Source organism: Lautropia dentalis, from assembly GCF_003892345.1.
Lineage (GTDB): Bacteria > Pseudomonadota > Gammaproteobacteria > Burkholderiales > Burkholderiaceae_E > Lautropia > Lautropia dentalis.
The window spans coordinates 1,739,587-1,757,014 of record NZ_RRUE01000001.1 but is presented as its reverse complement, the minus strand read 5'-3'; the positions used below and the strand labels follow the sequence as shown (position 1 = coordinate 1,757,014).

The window sequence follows — 17,428 nt, the reverse complement described above, 5'->3', positions numbered from 1 at the left end:
GGGCACACCGTGTCGCCATGAAGCATCACCCGACGCCGCTGACTGCACGCTGCACCACCGTTGGTCCGGTAACGGACCATGCCGTCCCGCACGCACGGCCCGTTGCACGGCCGCCGTGCCATGATCGGCACCATCCCCCGGTCCATCTCCGGGACTGGGCCAGCGTCCTTCCCCGTGTGCAGCATGTTCAGCATCCACCCCTATACCTCCATCGACCGACCGGCCTGGGACGAGTTCGTCCGAAAAAGCCGAAATGGCGTGTTCCTGTTCGAGCGCGCGTACATGGACTACCATGCCGACCGCTTCGAGGATGCCTCGGTCATCATCCGCAGCGGCAACAGGCAGGGCAAAATCGTGGCCATCCTGCCGGCGCACCGGAAACACCCGACCGGTGGCCGGGAATCCGGTGACGGTGCACCAACAGAAGGTGACATCTGCATCAGCCACGGTGGCCTGACCTTCGGCGGCCTCGTGATGGACCCCAAACTGGGTGGCGAGCATGTGCCCGCCCTCATGCAGCAGCTGGCCGGCTGGCTGAAGGAACAGGGTTTTGCAGCCCTGCACTACCGGGCCACGCCCCACATCTATCATCGTCTGCCCAGCGAGGATGACCTCTATGCGCTGCACCGGCTGGGGGCGCGGGTGAGTCAGGTGCTGTTCTCCAGCACACTGGATCTGGAACGCCCCTCCCCCGCCTCCAGCCAGAAGAACCGGGCGCTGAACATCGCTGCACGGCACGGCATCACGGTGGCCCCGTGTACCTGGGCCGACTACTGGCCCCTGCTGGCCAATACCCTGCAGCGTCGTCATGGCGTGGAGCCGGTGCACAGCCTGGCCGAAATCGGGCGGCTCGCGGCAAATTTCCCGCAACTGGAAGTGCTGGGTGGCTGGGGGCCGGCCGATGCACGGGGCCGGCGCACCCTGCATGCCGGCATCGTGCTGTTCCATTACGACGGCGTCACGCACACCCAGTATCTGGCCTCGGCGCCGGAAGGTTTCGAATCCCGCGCCCAGCATGCCGTTCTGGAGCAGGCCATCGGGGACGCCCGCCAGCGCGGCCAGCGCTGGTCCAGTTTTGGTACCTGCACCACCGAAGGCGGTGCCGTGCTCAACGAGGGACTGGTGCGCCACAAGGAAATGTTCGGCGCACGAACCACCATTCTGCAGACGCTGGTGCTCGATCTCACGCACTGAACGCGTGTCGTGGCATGTTTCGCCACGCACGGGGTTGAATGAGCCCATGACGCGTTCCTGACCCGCGATACGCCAAACGGCACATTTCTCGGACACAGCCATCCTTCTGTCTGATTCCGGCATCACCCGGCTGCCGTCCGAACGGCAAAAGGCCGCCACCGGTACGGCGGACCTCCTGCCTGCCTCTCCTGCACGGCACCATGGCTGCCAGCCCGCAACACATGGCAGCCCGCATGGAAACGCCCTCCCTCATCCCTTCCGCCGCAGACCGCGACATGGAACGCTACCAGACGTCGTATCTGGCGGCATCCTTCGAGCCGACCCAGGCAGAACTGCGCAAGCGGGTGGTATTGACCACCCTGCGCACCTGGCAGGCACGACGCATTCTGGAAGTGGGGTGCGGCATGGCGCCGATTTTCACGGTGTATCCCGGATTCGAACAGATGACCATTGTCGAACCCGGTGCCCGGTTTGCCACCCATGCGCGTGAGCTGGCGGGTGATGATGGACGCATCCAGGTCATCGAGGCGCTGCTCGAACATGCGGCCACACAGGCGCCCCTGTCGGACATGCGGTTCGACGCCATTCTGGTGTCGGGTCTGCTGCATGAAATTCCGGCGCCGCTCACCCTGCTCCGCGCCCTGCGTCCTCTGTGCACGCCCACCACACGCCTGCACGTGAACGTACCCAATGCCCGTTCGCTGCACCGCCTGCTGGCGCTGGAGATGGGGCTGATCGACGACCTGTACGCGCTGTCGGAGCGGCAACGCACCCTGCAGCAGCACACCACCTTCGATTTGCAGAGCCTTGCGGACCTCTGCCACGCCGCAGGCTACGACATCGTAGGCCAGGGCTCGTATTTCATCAAACCCTTCACGCACCGCCAGATGCAGACGCTGATGGATGTGGGCGTGATGGATGACCGCATGCTCGATGGCCTGATGGGTCTGGAAAAACACCTGCCCGGGCTTGGCTCGGAAATCTACCTGAACCTGAAACCCGCCGACCGGCCCGGTTTCGGGTGATCCTGCACCACCAAACACCTGATTTGCCTGAAACGCCGGGAAAACGTTTCAACGCTCACCGAACGATCTGCACACCATGAAAAACCCCATTTCCTCCCGTCCGCTGGTTCTGGCCGGCAACGCCCTGTCCGTCCTGATTGCGGCCACCGAACGTGCCCACAAGGGACTACCCACCACCATCATCAACACCGGCGGCCCGCTGGGTGGCTATTTTGCCGGCATCGACGCCCTGGGCAAACGCGTCGATGGCGGCATGGTCCTGTACGAATTCAGCTCGTTTGCCGAGCCCTCGCACACGCCGCGCCTGGACAGCTATGACCCGATGAAGCGCAACGACGTGGGCCGCTTCACCGGCATCATCCGCCGCTACGTCCAGAGCCTGCAGACCACCCACGCGGTGAGCACGCCGCGCATGTGGGTGGATGGCAAGCTGCTGCCCGACATGATGCTCGGCAACGGCATCGGCGCCCTGCACCATCTGTCCAACTCGGCCGCCATTCACCGCGAGCTGGCGGTGATCGACCGTCAGGTGCATGCCGATGTCACGCCCTGGCATCCGGCCAACAAGGCGGCCTGGCCGCTCGATGGGTCCGCCGCCGAAGGCTGGAACCGTCTGCCGCCCGGCGACATTGCCTTCAATGCCGATACGGTTTCGCGCCGCATCCACGGCCCCACGCTGCACCAGACGCTGTTCGCCCCCTTTGCCCGGCAGGTGATGAACCGCGATGCCAGCCATCTGATGGCGCTCTATCATCGTCTGCCCTGGCTGCCGATGTACTGGCCGCAGACATTGCTGGCCTCGCTCACCACCCACGGCAAAAGCGGCAATCTGCCGCCGACCGTTTTCAATTATCCGGTGCAGGGCACGATTGCCGGCCTGGTCCAGCATCTGGCCCTGCTGGCAAGAAACCACTCGATGATCGAGCTGATCGAAGCCCCCATCCAGCGTGTGCGCCGTACGGCCACGCACTTCGTGGTCGATGTGGCCGGCAGGGGCGAAATCGTGGCCAAACGGCTGGGCTGGGCGATGACTCCCAACCGGGGCATGGCCGCGGCCGGTCTGGAAGCGCCGCCGGAGAACCGCGACCGCCTGCCGCTGATGCTGGGCTTCTTCCGGATTGCCGAAAGCCAGATCTGGAACGTGATCAGCGTGCTGCACGCGGTAGACGACGATACGGGCATCTACCGGGTGACCAACAGCACCGCCTGCGGTACACCCACCGAGGACGGCTGCATGCAGCTGGTGGTGGAAGCCAACCCAAACCGCTTCATGGGCCACCATGGTCTGAGCCTGCTCGACGAAAACGCGGCGATGCACGCCATGCTGAAGGACCTGGCGACGATGGGCATCGTCGCCCCGGGCACGCGTCCGGAAGCGTTCGAGCTGAAACGTTTCGAGGGTGCCCTGCCGCTGCCCACCCGGGCTGCGGTGGAGACCTTCCTGGAAGCGCGCGCCCAGATGGTGGACGCGCTGCCCGGCATCGAACCGATGGGGGCTGCGGCCGGCCCGTTCGCCTTTGGCCTGTCCGACCAGATCGTGCAGGGGCTGCAGGTGGCGCACCGGCTGGATGCCGCCCGGGGTACAGAACGCGAAGCCAGAACGCTGCAACCGCTGGCGGAGACGCTTGCGCACTGAAGCGCACATGAAGCAGGCGGGGTTCGGTGCGGGAACGCATGCGTTCCCGATGGCCCCCAGCGCCAACACTGGAAAAGGCGCTGGAAAAAACAGACGTTTCTGCAACCCGTCGCAGGGGATGGTGGGCGTTGTCGCATCGCCTGCCGCCCGGTGACCGACCGTTCTTCAGGGGATTTCATCATGCTGGTCGACTGCGTCACTCTCCAGCTGCCGAAAATTCATGATCCGCGCGGCAACCTGACCTTCGTGGAAGGCGGCCGCCAGATTCCGTTCGATATCCGGCGTGTCTATTACCTGTACGACGTGCCCGGTGGCTCGGAACGCGGCGGGCATGCGCACCTGAACCTTCACCAGTTCGTGATTGCCATGTCCGGCAGCTTCGACATCGTGCTGGACGACGGTTTCGACCGCAAGCGCTACCACCTGAACCGCTCCTACGAGGGACTCTACATTCCGCCGATGACCTGGCGTGAACTGGACAATTTCTCTTCCGGCAGTGTGTGCATGGTGCTGGCCTCCGAGGTGTATGACGAGGGCGATTACCTGCGCAACTACAGTGATTTCATGCTGCAGGTTCATACGCGCTTCCGGGCGCAGCACCATCACACGCCCCCGGCCGTCGATGCCGGCAGCACGGTGAATCATGTGATGCCGGTGCATGCAACCGCGGCCGTGCATGCCGCAGGCGCGACAGGCATCGAACAGGCCACGGACGCCCACCGGGAAGCAGGTGTGATGCTGCTGAATACTCCGGCCACCCACCAGAAAGACACAGGCACGTTCGATGACGAACTGGTCCTGAACATCACCTGATTCCCGAGCCAGACGATGAACACCGCCCCCATCCCCTTCCTGAACCTGAAAGGCATCAACGACCGTCACCGGCTGGCGTTCCGCGAAGCCTTCGAGCGGGTGCTCGACAGCGGCTGGGTGCTGCTGGGCGAGGAGACCGCCGCCTTCGAGCGCGCCTTTGCAGCGTACTGCGGGGTGAGGCACTGTGTGTCGGTGGGCAACGGGCTGGAGGCGCTGCACCTGGTGCTGCATGCCTGGGGGGTCGGGCCGGGTGACGAGGTGATCGTGCCCAGCCACACCTATATTGCCACCTGGCTGGCGATCAGCCACACGGGGGCCACGCCGGTACCGGTCGAGCCGCTGCCGGGCTGCTGGGACATGGATCCGGCGCAGGTGGAAGCGGCCATCACGCCGCGCACGAAGGCGATCATCGTCGTGCACCTGTACGGCCGGCCGGCCGATCACCTGCCGGAGATTCGTGTCATCGCGCAGCGTCACGGGCTGCCGGTGCTGGAAGATGCGGCGCAGGCGCACGGGAGCACGCTGGATGGCGTGAAGGCCGGGCATCTGGGGAATGCGGCCGGCTTCAGCTTCTATCCGGGCAAGAATCTGGGGGCACTGGGCGACGCCGGTGCGGTCACGACCGATGACGATGCGCTGGCGCACCGGGTACGCATGCTGCGCAACTATGGGTCGGAGAAGAAGTACGTCAACGAGCTGGCTGGCTTCAATTCGCGGATGGACGAACTGCAGGCGGCGTTCCTGTACGAAAAGCTGAAGACGCTGGATCAGGACAACCATCGCCGCCGCGACATTGCCACCAGCTACCGGCTGGGGCTGCAGGGTCTGCCCGGTCTGGTACTGCCGCTGGCCGACGATGCCCGCATCCGTTCGGCCTGGCATCTGTTCGTGGTGCGTCATCCGCAGCGCGACCGGCTGGCGGCCGGACTGGCCGAGCGGGGCATCCAGACGCTGATCCACTATCCGACGGCGGTACACCGCCAGCAGGCCTATGCGGACCAGCCGGTCAGCCAGCGGTCATTCCCGCTGGCCGAGGAATACGCCGCCACCCTGCTGAGTCTGCCGATGGATCCGACCCTGTCGGACCAGCAGGTGCTGCGCGTGATCGACGGGGTGCGCAGCGTGTGCCGGACACTGCAGCCAACCGGCTGAAGCGCCTGCCAGAGCCCGCCAGAGCCGCCAGAAAACGACGGCCTCCGGGGATTACCGATATGCCCGCCCCCGGAGACCATGTGTACGTCGAAGGTTTCGTACGACTATGGACCGAAAACCTCTGGTCACGGTCGTGGAAAGGGTCCGATGCAAACCTTTCCGGAAACCAGCGTAACCGAAGACCTCGTCAGGCTGCCGCCAGCAGTGCTTTCTGGCGTTCGATCTCCTTGCGGATGTGCTTGATGGCCGGCGTGACGATGGCCACGAACTGGGCCTCGCGCACCCGGCGCTGCACCGGCGAGTTCATCAGGTAGCCACGGGCGCCCTGGTGCAGCAGCGCAGCCTGGGTGGCACGCAGCGCCAGTACGGCGGCTTCGGCACGGACGGTCAGCACATCGATGAACAGATCCTTGCGCCCCTGGAACAGTTCACCGGCCAGGCTGGCCACACGGGCAACGATGGCATCCAGCTCGGCCTGCAGGGCATCCGGCTGGTCATCCAGGAAGTCGTTCACGCCATTCTGCTGGCCTGCCACTTCGCGGATCGAATCGATGGCCCCCTGAATGATGCCCCAGCCCACGCCACACTGCAGCAGTACGAAGGCCGAGCAGATATGGCCCACGAACGGTCGGGCGGGATACGCCAGCACGTTGCGGGCCGGCACCCGGTAGCCCCTGAAGCTGACGCTCAGTGTGGCCGTGCCTTCCAGACCAGAGAAAGTCGGGCAGCGCGAGAACGACACGCCGGCATCCTCCCCGTTGGCCAGGAACATCACTTCCTTCGGCCCTTCGGGGGTGTCGACCACGGCCATGGCGCCGAAGTAGTGATCCGGCCCCAGGTTGCTCACCCACGGCAGCAGGCCATCGACGATGAAGCCATCGCCATCGGGACGGGCCTTCAGACTGTTCTCTTCCAGGCCGGCAATGCTCTTCATGGCGTTGGAGATGCCGGTGCCGCCCAGCGCCTCGCCGGTGGCCAGTTCGAGCAGCGTATCGTGGAAGGCTTCGGCGTTGGGCGTGCGCTCGGCAAACAGCGTGGCTGCCAGCTGGCACCAGTACACGAAACCGGTGGAGGCACAGGCTTTCGAGACCTCGGCCAGCGCCTCGATGGCGGTGACGTAGTCCGGACCGCCCGGCAGGCCGGCCAGGTGGGCACGGAAGGCGCCCACTTCGCCCAGCTGGCGCAGCACCTCCTCGGGGTAGAAGCCGCGGTCGACGCTTTCGGCCTGGGCAGTCACCGGCCCCCGCGCGATCTCGCGCACGGCAGCCAGCAGCGTCTCCCGGTCGGGGCGGTCGATATCGTCGGCCAGGGACAGGACGTCGGCGCTGGCGGGTTTATCCATAGCGGAGGAAGACATGATGGTGTGATTCTCCCGGAGGCAGCCCACCACCGTGCCCGGCATGGTTCACGGCAGAGGTGCTGGATCGGTGATGGGGATGGAGTCGTTGGATGGGCGGCGGCGAGGTACGCAGACCCGTTCCGGCAAACGCCCGGTGATGCATGGCAGGCGGGCGCACATCCCGCCCACCGCCGATGCTGAATCAGGCCAGGCCGATGCTGAACTTGACCGGGTTGCGGATGGTGTTGGCTACCGGCGAGTAGAAGTTGGCATGCTGGACGATGTCATCCAGTTCTTCGCGGGTGGCATCCCCTTCGATGACCACTTTCACGCGCACTTCCTGAAAGCCCATCTGCTCGGGCTTGCGCTCGGCGCCGCCGGCACCCCAGGCGGCCGTGTTGCCGATGTCGCCTTCGAGGAAGAGTTCCAGCTTGCTCAGCTTGACCTGGCGCAGCGTGGCCACCGCGGTAATGCCAACACCCAGGCAGCCGCCCAGGGCGGAGAGAACGATCTCGCCGGGGGCCGGCGCGGTGTTCTGGCCGAACAGGTGCAGCGGCTCGTCGACGACGACGGCCTCGTGATCACCCACGTAGCTCAGCGAGCGGTACTGGCCTTCCATGACGGTGTGGACCTTGTTGGTGCCACGGCGCTCGGGTTCGGCACGGCCCTTCTCGGCAAAGCCGAGCAGGCCTTCACGGTCGATGGGGCGGAGATAGGTTTTGACGGTTTCGGTCATGGTGAAATTCCTTTCTGGCAAATGTGATGAAGCAGGTGATGGCGTTCCGGAGAGCTGGTGTACGGCCCTGTCCAGACTGGCGTACTGCCCTGTCGTGAGCAGGCCATTCCGGAGACCGCCTGCTGCTGCCCCCCTTCGGCCTGTCCGTACGACGGACGGCTGTCCCATGGCGGCCGCACGATCCGGGCGGCTCCGCAATCAATCCTTAAGATGGAAACGACGACGGGTGGATTCTGGCAGCACACTGGCACGTATTCCGGATATGCATATGCAAAAAACGTGCTTGAACAGAGACGGGTTTTTCGGCAGGCGCAACGCCAAAGTGGGGTAGATTCATGGAAGGATGGTCGGGACATGACCGGCGCGGGTGGATCGGCGCGTGTCATGGACACATTCGTCCCCGCAAAACCCCATGGGGCGCTGGACAGGACGGCAGGATCCCTGATGGTTTCAGGCTGCCACCGGCACGGTCATGCTGGCTCATGCTGGCGCCCGGCGGGGTCGTTGCGCGGGCCCCCGGCTGCCACCTCCTCAATCACACAAAAAAGGACCGTCATGAAAGTCACGAGCTTTGGCGAAGTGCTGTGGGACAACCTGCCCAGCGGCAAGAAACTGGGCGGTGCACCACTGAACATTCTGGTGCGGCTGCGTTCGCTGGGCGTGGACACGGCCATCATCAGCAGCCGCGGCAGGGACGACAACGGCGAGGAGCTGCAGCAGCAGATCGAGGACAAGAAGGTCTCGACACGCTTCCTGCAGGTGTGTCCGGACCAGGCCACCAGCCTGGTGGAAGTGAGCATCAACAACTGCGGCGTGGCCACCTACGACATCGTGCACCCCTGCGCCTGGGACCGGATCGAGGTGGCCGAGGACGCGCTGCAGCGGGTGGCAGAGTCGGACGCCTTCATCTTCGGCAGCCTGTGTGCACGGGATCCGTTCTCGCGCACCTCCCTGATGGCCATGCTGGACAAGGCCACCTTCAAGGTGTTCGACGTGAACCTGCGGCCGCCGCACTACACGCCCGAGCGGGTGCTGGAACTGATGAAGGTGGCCGATCTGGTCAAGCTCAACGACGACGAGCTGTACGAGCTGGCCGTGGCCTACGGTTCGAAGCATCGCTCGATCGACCAGAACGTCCGTTTCCTGGCCAGGCTCACGAACACCGACAGACTGTGCGTGACGCTGGGTGGGCACGGCGCGCTGCTGTTCATCGACGACCAGATGTTCTTCCACACGGGCTTTCGGGTGGATGTGGCCGACACGGTGGGCTCGGGCGACAGCTTCCTGGCTGGCCTGATCTACAAGCTGCTCAACGGTGCCACGCCGGACGAGTGCCTGGATTTTGCCTGCGCACTGGGCGCCATGGTGGCGGCACGCATCGGCCCCACGCCGGAAATCACCCTGGAAGAGATCGAGCGGTTCCGGCATCCGGTATGAGCGGGATGTGATTTTTGGGTCAACACAAAACCGATACAGGGCGTTACATGGAGCGATGATCCCGCCGTTTCTCCGCCACCATGACCGCCCTATCCAAGACCGGCATGCCTGCCCCGGCCACCGGAACACCCACACCCGGCACAGGCATCCCTTCATCCGGCGCAACAGCCGCCACGACAGCAGCTTCAACAGTCGCTGCAACAGCCGATACGATGGCCGGAACCTCATCCGGTACCGCTGCCTCTGCCGGCAGGCCCTCTTCTGACGAGGCGGCCGAGCAGGCAACGATGTCGGTGAATGCCCCGCCACCCCGGCGGCGCTGGGGATGCGGGGTTGCCGTGCTGCTGCTGGTCGCCCTGCTCGCAGGCGGTGGCTGGTGGTGGCTGCAGCCGGCCGATGAACCACCGCCGGTGGCGCAGGTGACACACGGCGACATCGAGCTGCTGGTGACGGCCACGGGCACACTGGAGCCACGGCGCTCGGTGGATGTGGGGGCGCAGGTATCGGGCCAGGTCAAGCACATTCACGTACAGATCGGCGACACCGTCAAACGCGGTCAGCTGCTGCTGGAAATCGATCCCGACGTGCAGCAGGCGGTGGTGGACGGCGCCCGGGCCTCGCTGGCTTCCCTGCAGGCCCAGCTGCACGAGCAGCAGGTGCTGGAGCGACAGGCACGCCGGCAGCTGCAGCGCCGGCGGCATCTGCTGAAGCAGGAGGCCGTCACACAGGAAGATCTGGAAAACGCCGAGGCCCAGGTGGAACTGGCGCAGGCGCGGATCGCCAGCCTGCAGGCGCGCATGCGGGAAACCCGGGCCACGCTGCGGGCCGAGGAAACGCGCCTGTCCTACACCCGCATCTATGCACCGATGGACGGGACGGTAACCGGACTGGATGCCCGTGAGGGGCAGACGCTCAACGCCACCTACCAGACACCACGGGTGATGCGGATTGCCGACCTGGGCACGATGACGGTGCGCACGCGCGTCTCGGAAGCCGATGTGCAGGGGGTGCACGCCGGCATGCCGGTGTGGTTCACGCTGCTGACGGCAAGGCAGGGACATGAGGAGGCCGAACCCCGGCGCTGGCACGGCACGGTACGACAGGTGCTGCCGGCACCGGACATGCCGGCCGGCAGCGCCTCGGGTGAAGGGGGTCAGGACGGCGGCGGGAGCAGCGGATCGGGCGTGGTGACCTACACGGCCCTCTTCGATGTGGAGAACACCGACCGCCTGCTGCGCCCCCAGATGACGGCCCAGGTGTCGTTCGTGGCACAGTCGGCATCCGGCGTCCTGACGGTGCCGATGGCCGCCCTGACCCGGCTGCCCGGGACAGGGTCCGGACAGTACGAGGCGCGTGTACGGCAACCCGATGGCCAGGTGGCGACACACCCGGTACGGATCGGCGTGACCGATCTGGTGCAGGGCGAGGTGCTGGAGGGACTGACCGAGGGTGATGAGGTGGTGCTGAACGTGGCCCCGGGGGACGGGACGGCCACGGACGGCCCTGCAGGTGCGGAAGGCACCGCCTTCATCGCGCAGCCACAGTAGGACGTGTCATGGATGCACGCCTTCCCGCGCAGACCATGACGGACCGGCCGGCGCCCGGTCCGGATACGCCTGACACGCCCGACATGCCGGACACACCGGGCGCACCGGACATACCGGGCGCACCGGACGCATCGGGCACATTTGACGCACCAGATGCGCCCCGTTCCCCGGACACGCCTGCCCTCATCATGCTGCGCGGGATACGCAAGCGCTTCGGCGGGCGGCATGGCGTGCCGGAGACGGAGGTCCTGCACGGCATCGACCTGGACATCCGGGCTGGCGAATATGTGGCCATCATGGGAGCATCCGGCTCGGGCAAGACCACGCTGATGAACCTCATCGGCTGCCTGGACCGGCCCTCGGCCGGGGATTACCGCTTCGACGGACAGCCCGTGGCACGAATGGACAGCGATGCGCTGGCCCGGCTGCGGCGGGAGGTGTTCGGCTTCGTCTTTCAGGGATATCACCTGATCGGCACGGCCACGGCGCTGGACAACGTGGCCATGCCGGCACGCTACGCCGGTGTGGCCGAGCGGGCACGGCATACGCGGGCAGCCACCCTGCTCTCGCGGCTGGGGCTGGGAGACCGGCTGCAGCATCTGCCCCGGCAGCTGTCGGGCGGCCAGCAGCAGCGGGTATCGATTGCCCGGGCACTGGTCAACGGCGGCCGGGTGATTCTGGCGGATGAGCCAACCGGGGCGCTGGACTCGGCCAGCGGCGCACAGGTGATGGACGAGCTGGATGCGCTGCACGCGGCCGGACACACGGTGGTGCTGATCACGCACGATGCAGCGGTGGCAGCCCGGGCACAGCGGGTGATCTCGATGGCCGACGGGCGGATCGTGGGGGAGGAACGGGTTGCCGGTCGCCCGGCAGACGGGCATGATTTCCTCACCAGCACAACGACACCCGCGCCAGACATCACACGCGACCGCCTGCCCCTGTGGGCCGATCTGGCCGAGATCTTCCGGTCGGCGCTGCAGGTGATGCGGATCAACCGGCTGCGCACGGCCCTGACGCTGCTGGGCATCATCATCGGCGTGGCCTCGGTGATCGTGATGCTGGCCGTGGGGCGCGGTTCGCAGGAGAAGGTGCTGGCCGAGATGCAGGTGTACGGGCTGCGCACCATCTACGTGTTCCGCGACTGGCTGCCGGAAGGACACCAGGGGCGGCCGCTCTCGCTGGACGATGTGAAGGCCGTGCGACGCATACCCAATGTGATGCAGGCCTCACCCTTCATCGACCAGCCGGGCACGGTGGTGCGGCATGGCAACCGTTCGTTCCAGACCCGGATCAGTGCCACCACGCGCGATTTTGCGCAGGCACTGAACTGGAAGGTGAGCGAGGGCGTGGCGCTGGACACGGTGGACGAGCACGATCTGCGCAAGGTGGCCGTGCTGGGACAGACGGTGCGCAAGGCGCTGTTCGGCGCCCATGGCAAGGCCGTGGGCGAGGACATTCTGGTCGGCCAGGTACCCTACCGGGTGATCGGTGTGCTGTCCCCCAAACCAGCGCCGTTTCCGGAAGATGATGTCAACAGCCAGGTGGTGGTGCCACTGGGCTCGGCCATCGTGCGGCTGGTGGGCAGGGCCGAGCTGACCCGCATCAACGTGGAAATTGCCGACATGCACCACGCGCGGGAAACGGAGGCCGCCGTAACCCGGGTGCTGACGGCCCGTCACGGCCGCAAGGACTTTGCCCTGCTGAACCAGGCACAGATGGTGCAGCAGCAGGCCGATGCAGACCGGACGCTGACGCTGATGCTGGGGCTGATCGCAGCCATCTCGCTGGTGGTGGGTGGCATCGGCGTGATGAACGTGATGCTGATGACGGTGCGCGAGCGCACGGGCGAGATCGGCATCCGCATGGCCACCGGCGCCCGTCAGGCCGACATCATGCGGCAGTTTCTGGTGGAAGCCGTGCTGCTGACGGGCCTGGGTGGCACGGCCGGGGTGGTCATCGGCGTGCTGCTCGGGCTGGGGCTGAAGGCAGTGGGCGTGCCGCTGATCTTTTCCGGGGTGGGGACGGCGGTGGCCTTTGGCTGTGCCGTGGGCACCGGGGTGATGTTCGGCTTCATGCCGGCCCGGCAGGCGGCCCGGCTGGACCCGGTGAAGGCGCTGGCGGGGACGTGAATCAGAACAACCCCACTACCCTGCCATCCGGGCCGATGTCGATACGCTCGGCCGACGGTGCCTTCGGCAGGCCGGGCATGGTCATGATGTCGCCGCAGATCATCACGATGAAGCCCGCACCGGCCGAGAGGCGCACATCGCGCACATTGACGGTGTGACCGCTGGGTGCACCAAGCAGCGTGGGGTCGGCCGAAAAGCTGACCGCCGTCTTGGCCACGCAGATGGGGTAACTGCCATAGCCCTGTGCCTGCCACTCATCGATCTGTTTGCGCACCTTGGCGGGCGCCACGATGTCGGCCGCCCCATAGATGCGGGTGGCCACCGTGCGCAGCTTGTCCCACAGGGGCATGTCGTCGGGGTACAGGAAATGGGGCGTCCTGCCATGGCCGGGCACAGCACCCCCCTGCTCCGCCAGCCGGATGACTTCCTGCGCCAGGGCCTCGGCCCCCGCCCCGCCCTTTGCCCAGTGCTCGGCCAGCACCACGTCCACGCCACGGGCACGCATGGCGTCGCGAATCAGCGCCAGTTCGGCGTCGGTATCGGCGTCGAAACGGTTGATGGCCACCACGGCTGGCAGCCCGAAGGCACCGGTGATGTTGTCGACGTGGCGCTCCAGATTGACGAGGCCCTTCTTGAGCGCGTCGAGGTTTTCGGTGGCCAGTTCCTTCACGGGCACCCCACCGTTGTACTTGAGCGCGCGCACGGTGGCCACGATGACACAGGCATCCGGCCACAGGTCCGCCTTGCGGCACTTGATGTCGAGGAACTTCTCGGCGCCCAGATCGGCCCCGAATCCGGCCTCGGTGACGACATAATCGGCCAGTTTCAGCCCGGCCTGGGTGGCAATGACGGAGCTGCAGCCGTGGGCGATGTTGGCAAAGGGGCCGCCATGCACCAGCGCCGGATTGTTTTCGAGCGTCTGCACGAGGTTGGGCTTGATGGCGTCGCGCAGCAGCACCGTCATGGCACCATGCACATTGAGCTGGCGGGCACGCAGCGGCATGCCCTGCCGGTCCACACCGAAAACGATGTTGCCCAGCCGCATGCGCAGATCCGCCAGCGACGTGGCCAGGCAGAAGATGGCCATCACCTCGCTGGCCACCACGATGTCGAAGCCATCCTCGCGCGGCTGTCCGTTGATGGGCCCGCCCAGCCCCACCACGGTGCTGCGCAGGGCACGGTCGTTCATGTCCATCACCCGCTTCCAGCGGATGCGGGTGGGGTCGATACCCAGCGCGTTGCCGTGATGGATATGGTTGTCGATGGCCGCCGCCAGCAGGTTGTGCGCCTGGGCGATGGCCGCAAAGTCGCCGGTAAAGTGCAGGTTGATGTCTTCCATCGGCACCACCTGCGCATGGCCGCCACCGGCTGCCCCGCCCTTGATGCCGAAAACCGGCCCCATCGAGGGCTCGCGCAGGCAGATCATCGTCTTCCTGCCCAGGCGGTTCAGCGCATCACCCAGACCGACGGTGGCCGTGGTCTTGCCTTCGCCCGCCGGCGTGGGGCTGATGGCCGTGACCAGCACCAGCTTCGCACCCGGCCGGGCGTGCTGCTGCGCCAGCCAGTCCAGCGAGATCTTGGCCTTGTAATGACCGTAGGGCTCGACGGCATCGTCGGGGATGCCGGCCTTTGCGGCAATGGCGCCAATGCGTTGCAGGTTGGCCCGCTGGGCGATCTCGATGTCGGTGGGCATGGGATGTTTCGCTGGAAAATGGCCGGAAACGGATGATCGGCCGGCGGCCGAAACCATGCCCACATGATGACGCAGAAAGGTTAATGTGTGCAAATCTTCCTGCGCGCCCCTGACGGTATCAGACCGAGTAGGCGGTAAAGCGCTGGTTCAGGTGCGCCTTCTTCTCGATGTCGTCGGCAATGGCAACGGCCAGGTCGGCCACGCTGATGCCAGCGGGCACGTCATCGTTCATCGGCACGTCATCCTTGCCCAGTTTGTACTTGCCGGTACGCTCCTCGCTGTAGCCGGCATCGGCCCCCAGGCGGACCGGGGGCGAGATGAAGGCCCAGTTCAGGTCACCCCGGCTGTGCAGACGGTCGAGCAGGTGACGGGCGGCGTTGGCACCGTCGTAGATTTCCTTCGGAAAGTCCGGCGCGTCGATCAGCTGCTTGTGAGGCGCAACATACAGGCTGCCGGCGCCGCCGACGATCAGCAGGTAGGCCACGTTGGCCTTTTTGGCCGCTTCGAGAATGCTGTCGTAGCCCTGGGTGAATTCGACGCCGATGTTGGGGTTGCCCCAGCCCGGGTTGAAGGCACTGACCACGGCCCCGAAGCCCTTGAGCTGCTCGGGGAAGGCGGTGCTGTGCACGTCGGCATGCTGGGCTTCGACGTTGGGGTGCCTGAGCACCTTGTCGGTGTTGCGGGCGAAGGCGGTGACATCGTGGCCACGATCGGCCAGCTCCTTCACGACGGCACTGCCAACATAACCAGTGGAACCAATGACGGCGACTCGCATGGGATGCTCCTTGTGAGTTGAGGTCGTGCAGCAGCGCCAGGGACGCTGCGACGTTCTGGATGGGCACCGACATGGCGCCCCGCTGATCCCATGATAAGCCAGCCGTGTGTACCGTAAAACCATCAGACACAAAAAAGCCCGGAAAGCCGCAAAACCTTCCGGGCGGTATCTGGCGGAGACGGTGGGATTCGAACCCACGGTTCGCTTTTTGAGCAAACACTCCCTTAGCAGGGGAGCACCTTCGGCCTCTCGGTCACGTCTCCGGTGAAAGAACAGCGCCGATGCCTTCTGTTGTATGCGCTGCCGCAGGGGCAGCGCCAGAAAACGCCAGTCTGTACTTTCGCTGAAAGGCACCAGTAATGCGATGCCTGTCAGAAAGGAGTGATGATGTCAGAAAAAAGGAAAAATTTCAAGCAGCTGCCAACTTTTTTGTGGCTGGATGCCTGAAAGCGTGGCCGACATCGGCCGGCCAGCCCAGAGATGTACCGCCCCATGGAACAGGATCGGAACGGGAACAGCCCAGCATGAAACGCCACTGCGGGCCTGCAACATCCACTGCGACGACAGCCCCCGCAGGCAGGAACTGCGTCCTGACCGGATCAGGCCCCGCCCTCTTCCACCGGCGCGCCTTCCAGGCCGAAGGCCTTGTGCAGGGCACGCACGGCCAGTTCGAGGTACTTGTCCTCGATGACCACGGAGGTCTTGATCTCGCTGGTGGAGATCATGCGGATGTTGATGCCCTCCTTTGCCAGGCATTCGAACATGCGCGAGGCGATACCGGCGTGGCTCTTCATGCCCAGGCCGACGATGGAGACCTTGGCGATCAGCGGATCGCCCGTCACTTCCCCGCCCCCCAGCGTGGGCACGACCTGTTCTTCCAGCACCTTCAGGGCGCGCTTGAAGTCGTTCTGGTTGACGGTGAAGGAGAAGTCGGTGGTGCCGTTGACCGCCTGGTTCTGGACGATCATGTCCACGTCGATGTTGGCCTGGGCCACGGGACCGAGGATGCGGGAGGCCACGCCGGGCACGTCCGGGACCTTGGTCAGGGTGATCTTGGCTTCATCGCGCTGGAAGGCGATGCCGGAGATGACGGCTTGCTCCATGTGGGTTCCATCCATTTCTTCTTCAAAGGTGATCAGCGTGCCCGAGTTCATTTCCTTGTCGAGCGCGATGTCGGGCGGGGTGAGGCTGGAGAGCACGCGGGTCTTGACCTTGTACTTGCCGGCGAACTCGACCGAGCGGGTCTGCAAGACCTTGCTGCCCAGGCTGGCCATTTCGAGCATCTCCTCGAAGGTGATGCGGTCGAGACGGCGGGCATCGGAGACGATGCGCGGGTCGGTGGTGTAGACCCCGTCGACATCGGTGTAGATCAGGCACTCATCCGCCTTGATGGCAGCCGCCACGGCCACGGCCGAAGTGTCGGAGCCGCCACGGCCCAGGGTAGTGATGTTGCCTGCGTGGTCGATGCCCTGAAAACCGGTGATGATGACCACGCGGTTCTGGTCGAGGTGCTCGCGGACACGATGGTCGTCGATGGATTCGATGCGGGCCTTGGTGAAGGCGCTGTCGGTGACGATGGGCACCTGCCAGCCGGTGAAGCTGATGGCGTCCACGCCCTCGACCTTCAGCGCCATGGCCAGCAGGGCCACGGAAGCCTGTTCGCCGGTGGAGGCGAGCATGTCGAGTTCGCGGCGGTCCGGCTCGGCCTGAATGGCTTTGGCCAGGTCGATGAGCCGGTTGGTTTCACCTGCCATGGCCGAGGGGACGACGACCATCCGGTGTCCGGCGCGATGCCACTTGGCAACCCGCCGGGCCACGTTCTGAATGCGTTCGACCGACCCCATCGAGGTACCGCCATATTTGTGTACGATGAGCGCCATTGATGTGGATCCAGCTGGGGGATACCGATGCCCGGCTGCAAGCGTTCAGAGGCCTGTACGCCGCCGCCG

General features: G+C 65.5%; 13 protein-coding genes and 1 tRNA gene. 8 read left to right on the top strand and 6 right to left on the bottom strand.

All coding sequences use genetic code 11. The annotated features are described in order from the left end of the window. Positions 1–183 precede the first annotated feature (183 nt). From EHV23_RS06795 to EHV23_RS06775, 5 genes are all read left to right on the top strand, one after another. Positions 184–1,194, top strand: coding sequence for a GNAT family N-acetyltransferase (locus tag EHV23_RS06795; protein ID WP_125095262.1), 1,011 nt, complete (start codon positions 184–186; stop codon positions 1,192–1,194). Between the two features lie 233 nt (positions 1,195–1,427). Continuing rightward, positions 1,428–2,219: a class I SAM-dependent methyltransferase gene (locus EHV23_RS06790; protein WP_158615869.1), complete on the top strand. Its 792-nt coding sequence runs from the start codon at positions 1,428–1,430 to the stop codon at positions 2,217–2,219. A gap of 76 nt (positions 2,220–2,295) precedes the next feature. After that, complete coding sequence (locus tag EHV23_RS06785) at positions 2,296–3,855, top strand: hypothetical protein (RefSeq protein WP_125095260.1); 1,560 nt, start codon at positions 2,296–2,298, stop codon at positions 3,853–3,855. Positions 3,856–4,035: 180 nt separating this feature from the next. Then, positions 4,036–4,668: a sugar 3,4-ketoisomerase gene (locus EHV23_RS16485; RefSeq protein ID WP_125095259.1), complete on the top strand. Its 633-nt coding sequence runs from the start codon at positions 4,036–4,038 to the stop codon at positions 4,666–4,668. Between the two features lie 15 nt (positions 4,669–4,683). Continuing rightward, positions 4,684–5,820 (top strand): DegT/DnrJ/EryC1/StrS family aminotransferase, encoded by a 1,137-nt coding sequence (locus EHV23_RS06775; protein WP_125095258.1) that lies wholly within the window; start codon positions 4,684–4,686, stop codon positions 5,818–5,820. A 187-nt stretch (positions 5,821–6,007) separates the two neighbouring features. Here EHV23_RS06775 and EHV23_RS06770 read toward each other — a convergent pair whose 3' ends face one another. Continuing rightward, positions 6,008–7,177 (bottom strand): acyl-CoA dehydrogenase family protein, encoded by a 1,170-nt coding sequence (locus EHV23_RS06770; protein WP_125095257.1) that lies wholly within the window; start codon positions 7,175–7,177, stop codon positions 6,008–6,010. Between the two features lie 184 nt (positions 7,178–7,361). After that, positions 7,362–7,895: an OsmC family protein gene (locus EHV23_RS06765; RefSeq protein ID WP_125095256.1), complete on the bottom strand. Its 534-nt coding sequence runs from the start codon at positions 7,893–7,895 to the stop codon at positions 7,362–7,364. Positions 7,896–8,450: 555 nt separating this feature from the next. Here EHV23_RS06765 and EHV23_RS06760 point away from each other — a divergent pair. The 3 genes from EHV23_RS06760 to EHV23_RS06750 all read left to right on the top strand — a co-directional run bounded on the left by EHV23_RS06760 (position 8,451) and on the right by EHV23_RS06750 (position 13,011). Further along, a complete protein-coding gene (locus EHV23_RS06760) occupies positions 8,451–9,332 on the top strand; it encodes a carbohydrate kinase family protein (protein WP_125095255.1) in 882 nt (293 codons plus the stop codon). 80 nt (positions 9,333–9,412) lie between these two features. Continuing rightward, complete coding sequence (locus EHV23_RS06755; RefSeq protein WP_238990311.1) at positions 9,413–10,879, top strand: efflux RND transporter periplasmic adaptor subunit; 1,467 nt, start codon at positions 9,413–9,415, stop codon at positions 10,877–10,879. Positions 10,880–10,887: 8 nt separating this feature from the next. Continuing rightward, positions 10,888–13,011, top strand: a complete 2,124-nt coding sequence (locus tag EHV23_RS06750) for an ABC transporter permease (protein ID WP_338034496.1) — start codon at positions 10,888–10,890, stop codon at positions 13,009–13,011. A gap of 1 nt (position 13,012) precedes the next feature. On the opposite strand, the gene EHV23_RS06745 is transcribed toward EHV23_RS06750, so the two are convergent. The 4 genes from EHV23_RS06745 to EHV23_RS06730 all read right to left on the bottom strand — a co-directional run bounded on the left by EHV23_RS06745 (position 13,013) and on the right by EHV23_RS06730 (position 17,359). Beyond that, on the bottom strand, positions 13,013–14,704 hold the full coding sequence (locus EHV23_RS06745; protein WP_125095254.1) for a formate--tetrahydrofolate ligase: 1,692 nt from the start codon (positions 14,702–14,704) through the stop codon (positions 13,013–13,015). A gap of 118 nt (positions 14,705–14,822) precedes the next feature. Then, a complete protein-coding gene (locus EHV23_RS06740) occupies positions 14,823–15,479 on the bottom strand; it encodes an NAD(P)-dependent oxidoreductase (protein WP_125095253.1) in 657 nt (218 codons plus the stop codon). 170 nt (positions 15,480–15,649) lie between these two features. Beyond that, a tRNA-Ser gene (locus tag EHV23_RS06735) sits at positions 15,650–15,742 on the bottom strand. Between the two features lie 336 nt (positions 15,743–16,078). Beyond that, a complete protein-coding gene (locus EHV23_RS06730; protein ID WP_125095252.1) occupies positions 16,079–17,359 on the bottom strand; it encodes an aspartate kinase in 1,281 nt (426 codons plus the stop codon). Positions 17,360–17,428: the final 69 nt, after the last annotated feature.

Coding starts and splice junctions, on each gene's coding strand:
- EHV23_RS06770 (WP_125095257.1), bottom strand. CDS start 7,177: ATGTCTTCCTCCGCTATGGATAAACCCGCCAGCGCCGACGTCCTGTCC.
- EHV23_RS06775 (WP_125095258.1), top strand. CDS start 4,684: ATGAACACCGCCCCCATCCCCTTCCTGAACCTGAAAGGCATCAACGAC.
- EHV23_RS06740 (WP_125095253.1), bottom strand. CDS start 15,479: ATGCGAGTCGCCGTCATTGGTTCCACTGGTTATGTTGGCAGTGCCGTC.
- EHV23_RS06795 (WP_125095262.1), top strand. CDS start 184: ATGTTCAGCATCCACCCCTATACCTCCATCGACCGACCGGCCTGGGAC.
- EHV23_RS06745 (WP_125095254.1), bottom strand. CDS start 14,704: ATGCCCACCGACATCGAGATCGCCCAGCGGGCCAACCTGCAACGCATT.
- EHV23_RS06755 (WP_238990311.1), top strand. CDS start 9,413: ATGACCGCCCTATCCAAGACCGGCATGCCTGCCCCGGCCACCGGAACA.
- EHV23_RS06765 (WP_125095256.1), bottom strand. CDS start 7,895: ATGACCGAAACCGTCAAAACCTATCTCCGCCCCATCGACCGTGAAGGC.
- EHV23_RS06750 (WP_338034496.1), top strand. CDS start 10,888: ATGGATGCACGCCTTCCCGCGCAGACCATGACGGACCGGCCGGCGCCC.
- EHV23_RS06790 (WP_158615869.1), top strand. CDS start 1,428: ATGGAAACGCCCTCCCTCATCCCTTCCGCCGCAGACCGCGACATGGAA.
- EHV23_RS06785 (WP_125095260.1), top strand. CDS start 2,296: ATGAAAAACCCCATTTCCTCCCGTCCGCTGGTTCTGGCCGGCAACGCC.
- EHV23_RS06730 (WP_125095252.1), bottom strand. CDS start 17,359: ATGGCGCTCATCGTACACAAATATGGCGGTACCTCGATGGGGTCGGTC.
- EHV23_RS16485 (WP_125095259.1), top strand. CDS start 4,036: ATGCTGGTCGACTGCGTCACTCTCCAGCTGCCGAAAATTCATGATCCG.
- EHV23_RS06760 (WP_125095255.1), top strand. CDS start 8,451: ATGAAAGTCACGAGCTTTGGCGAAGTGCTGTGGGACAACCTGCCCAGC.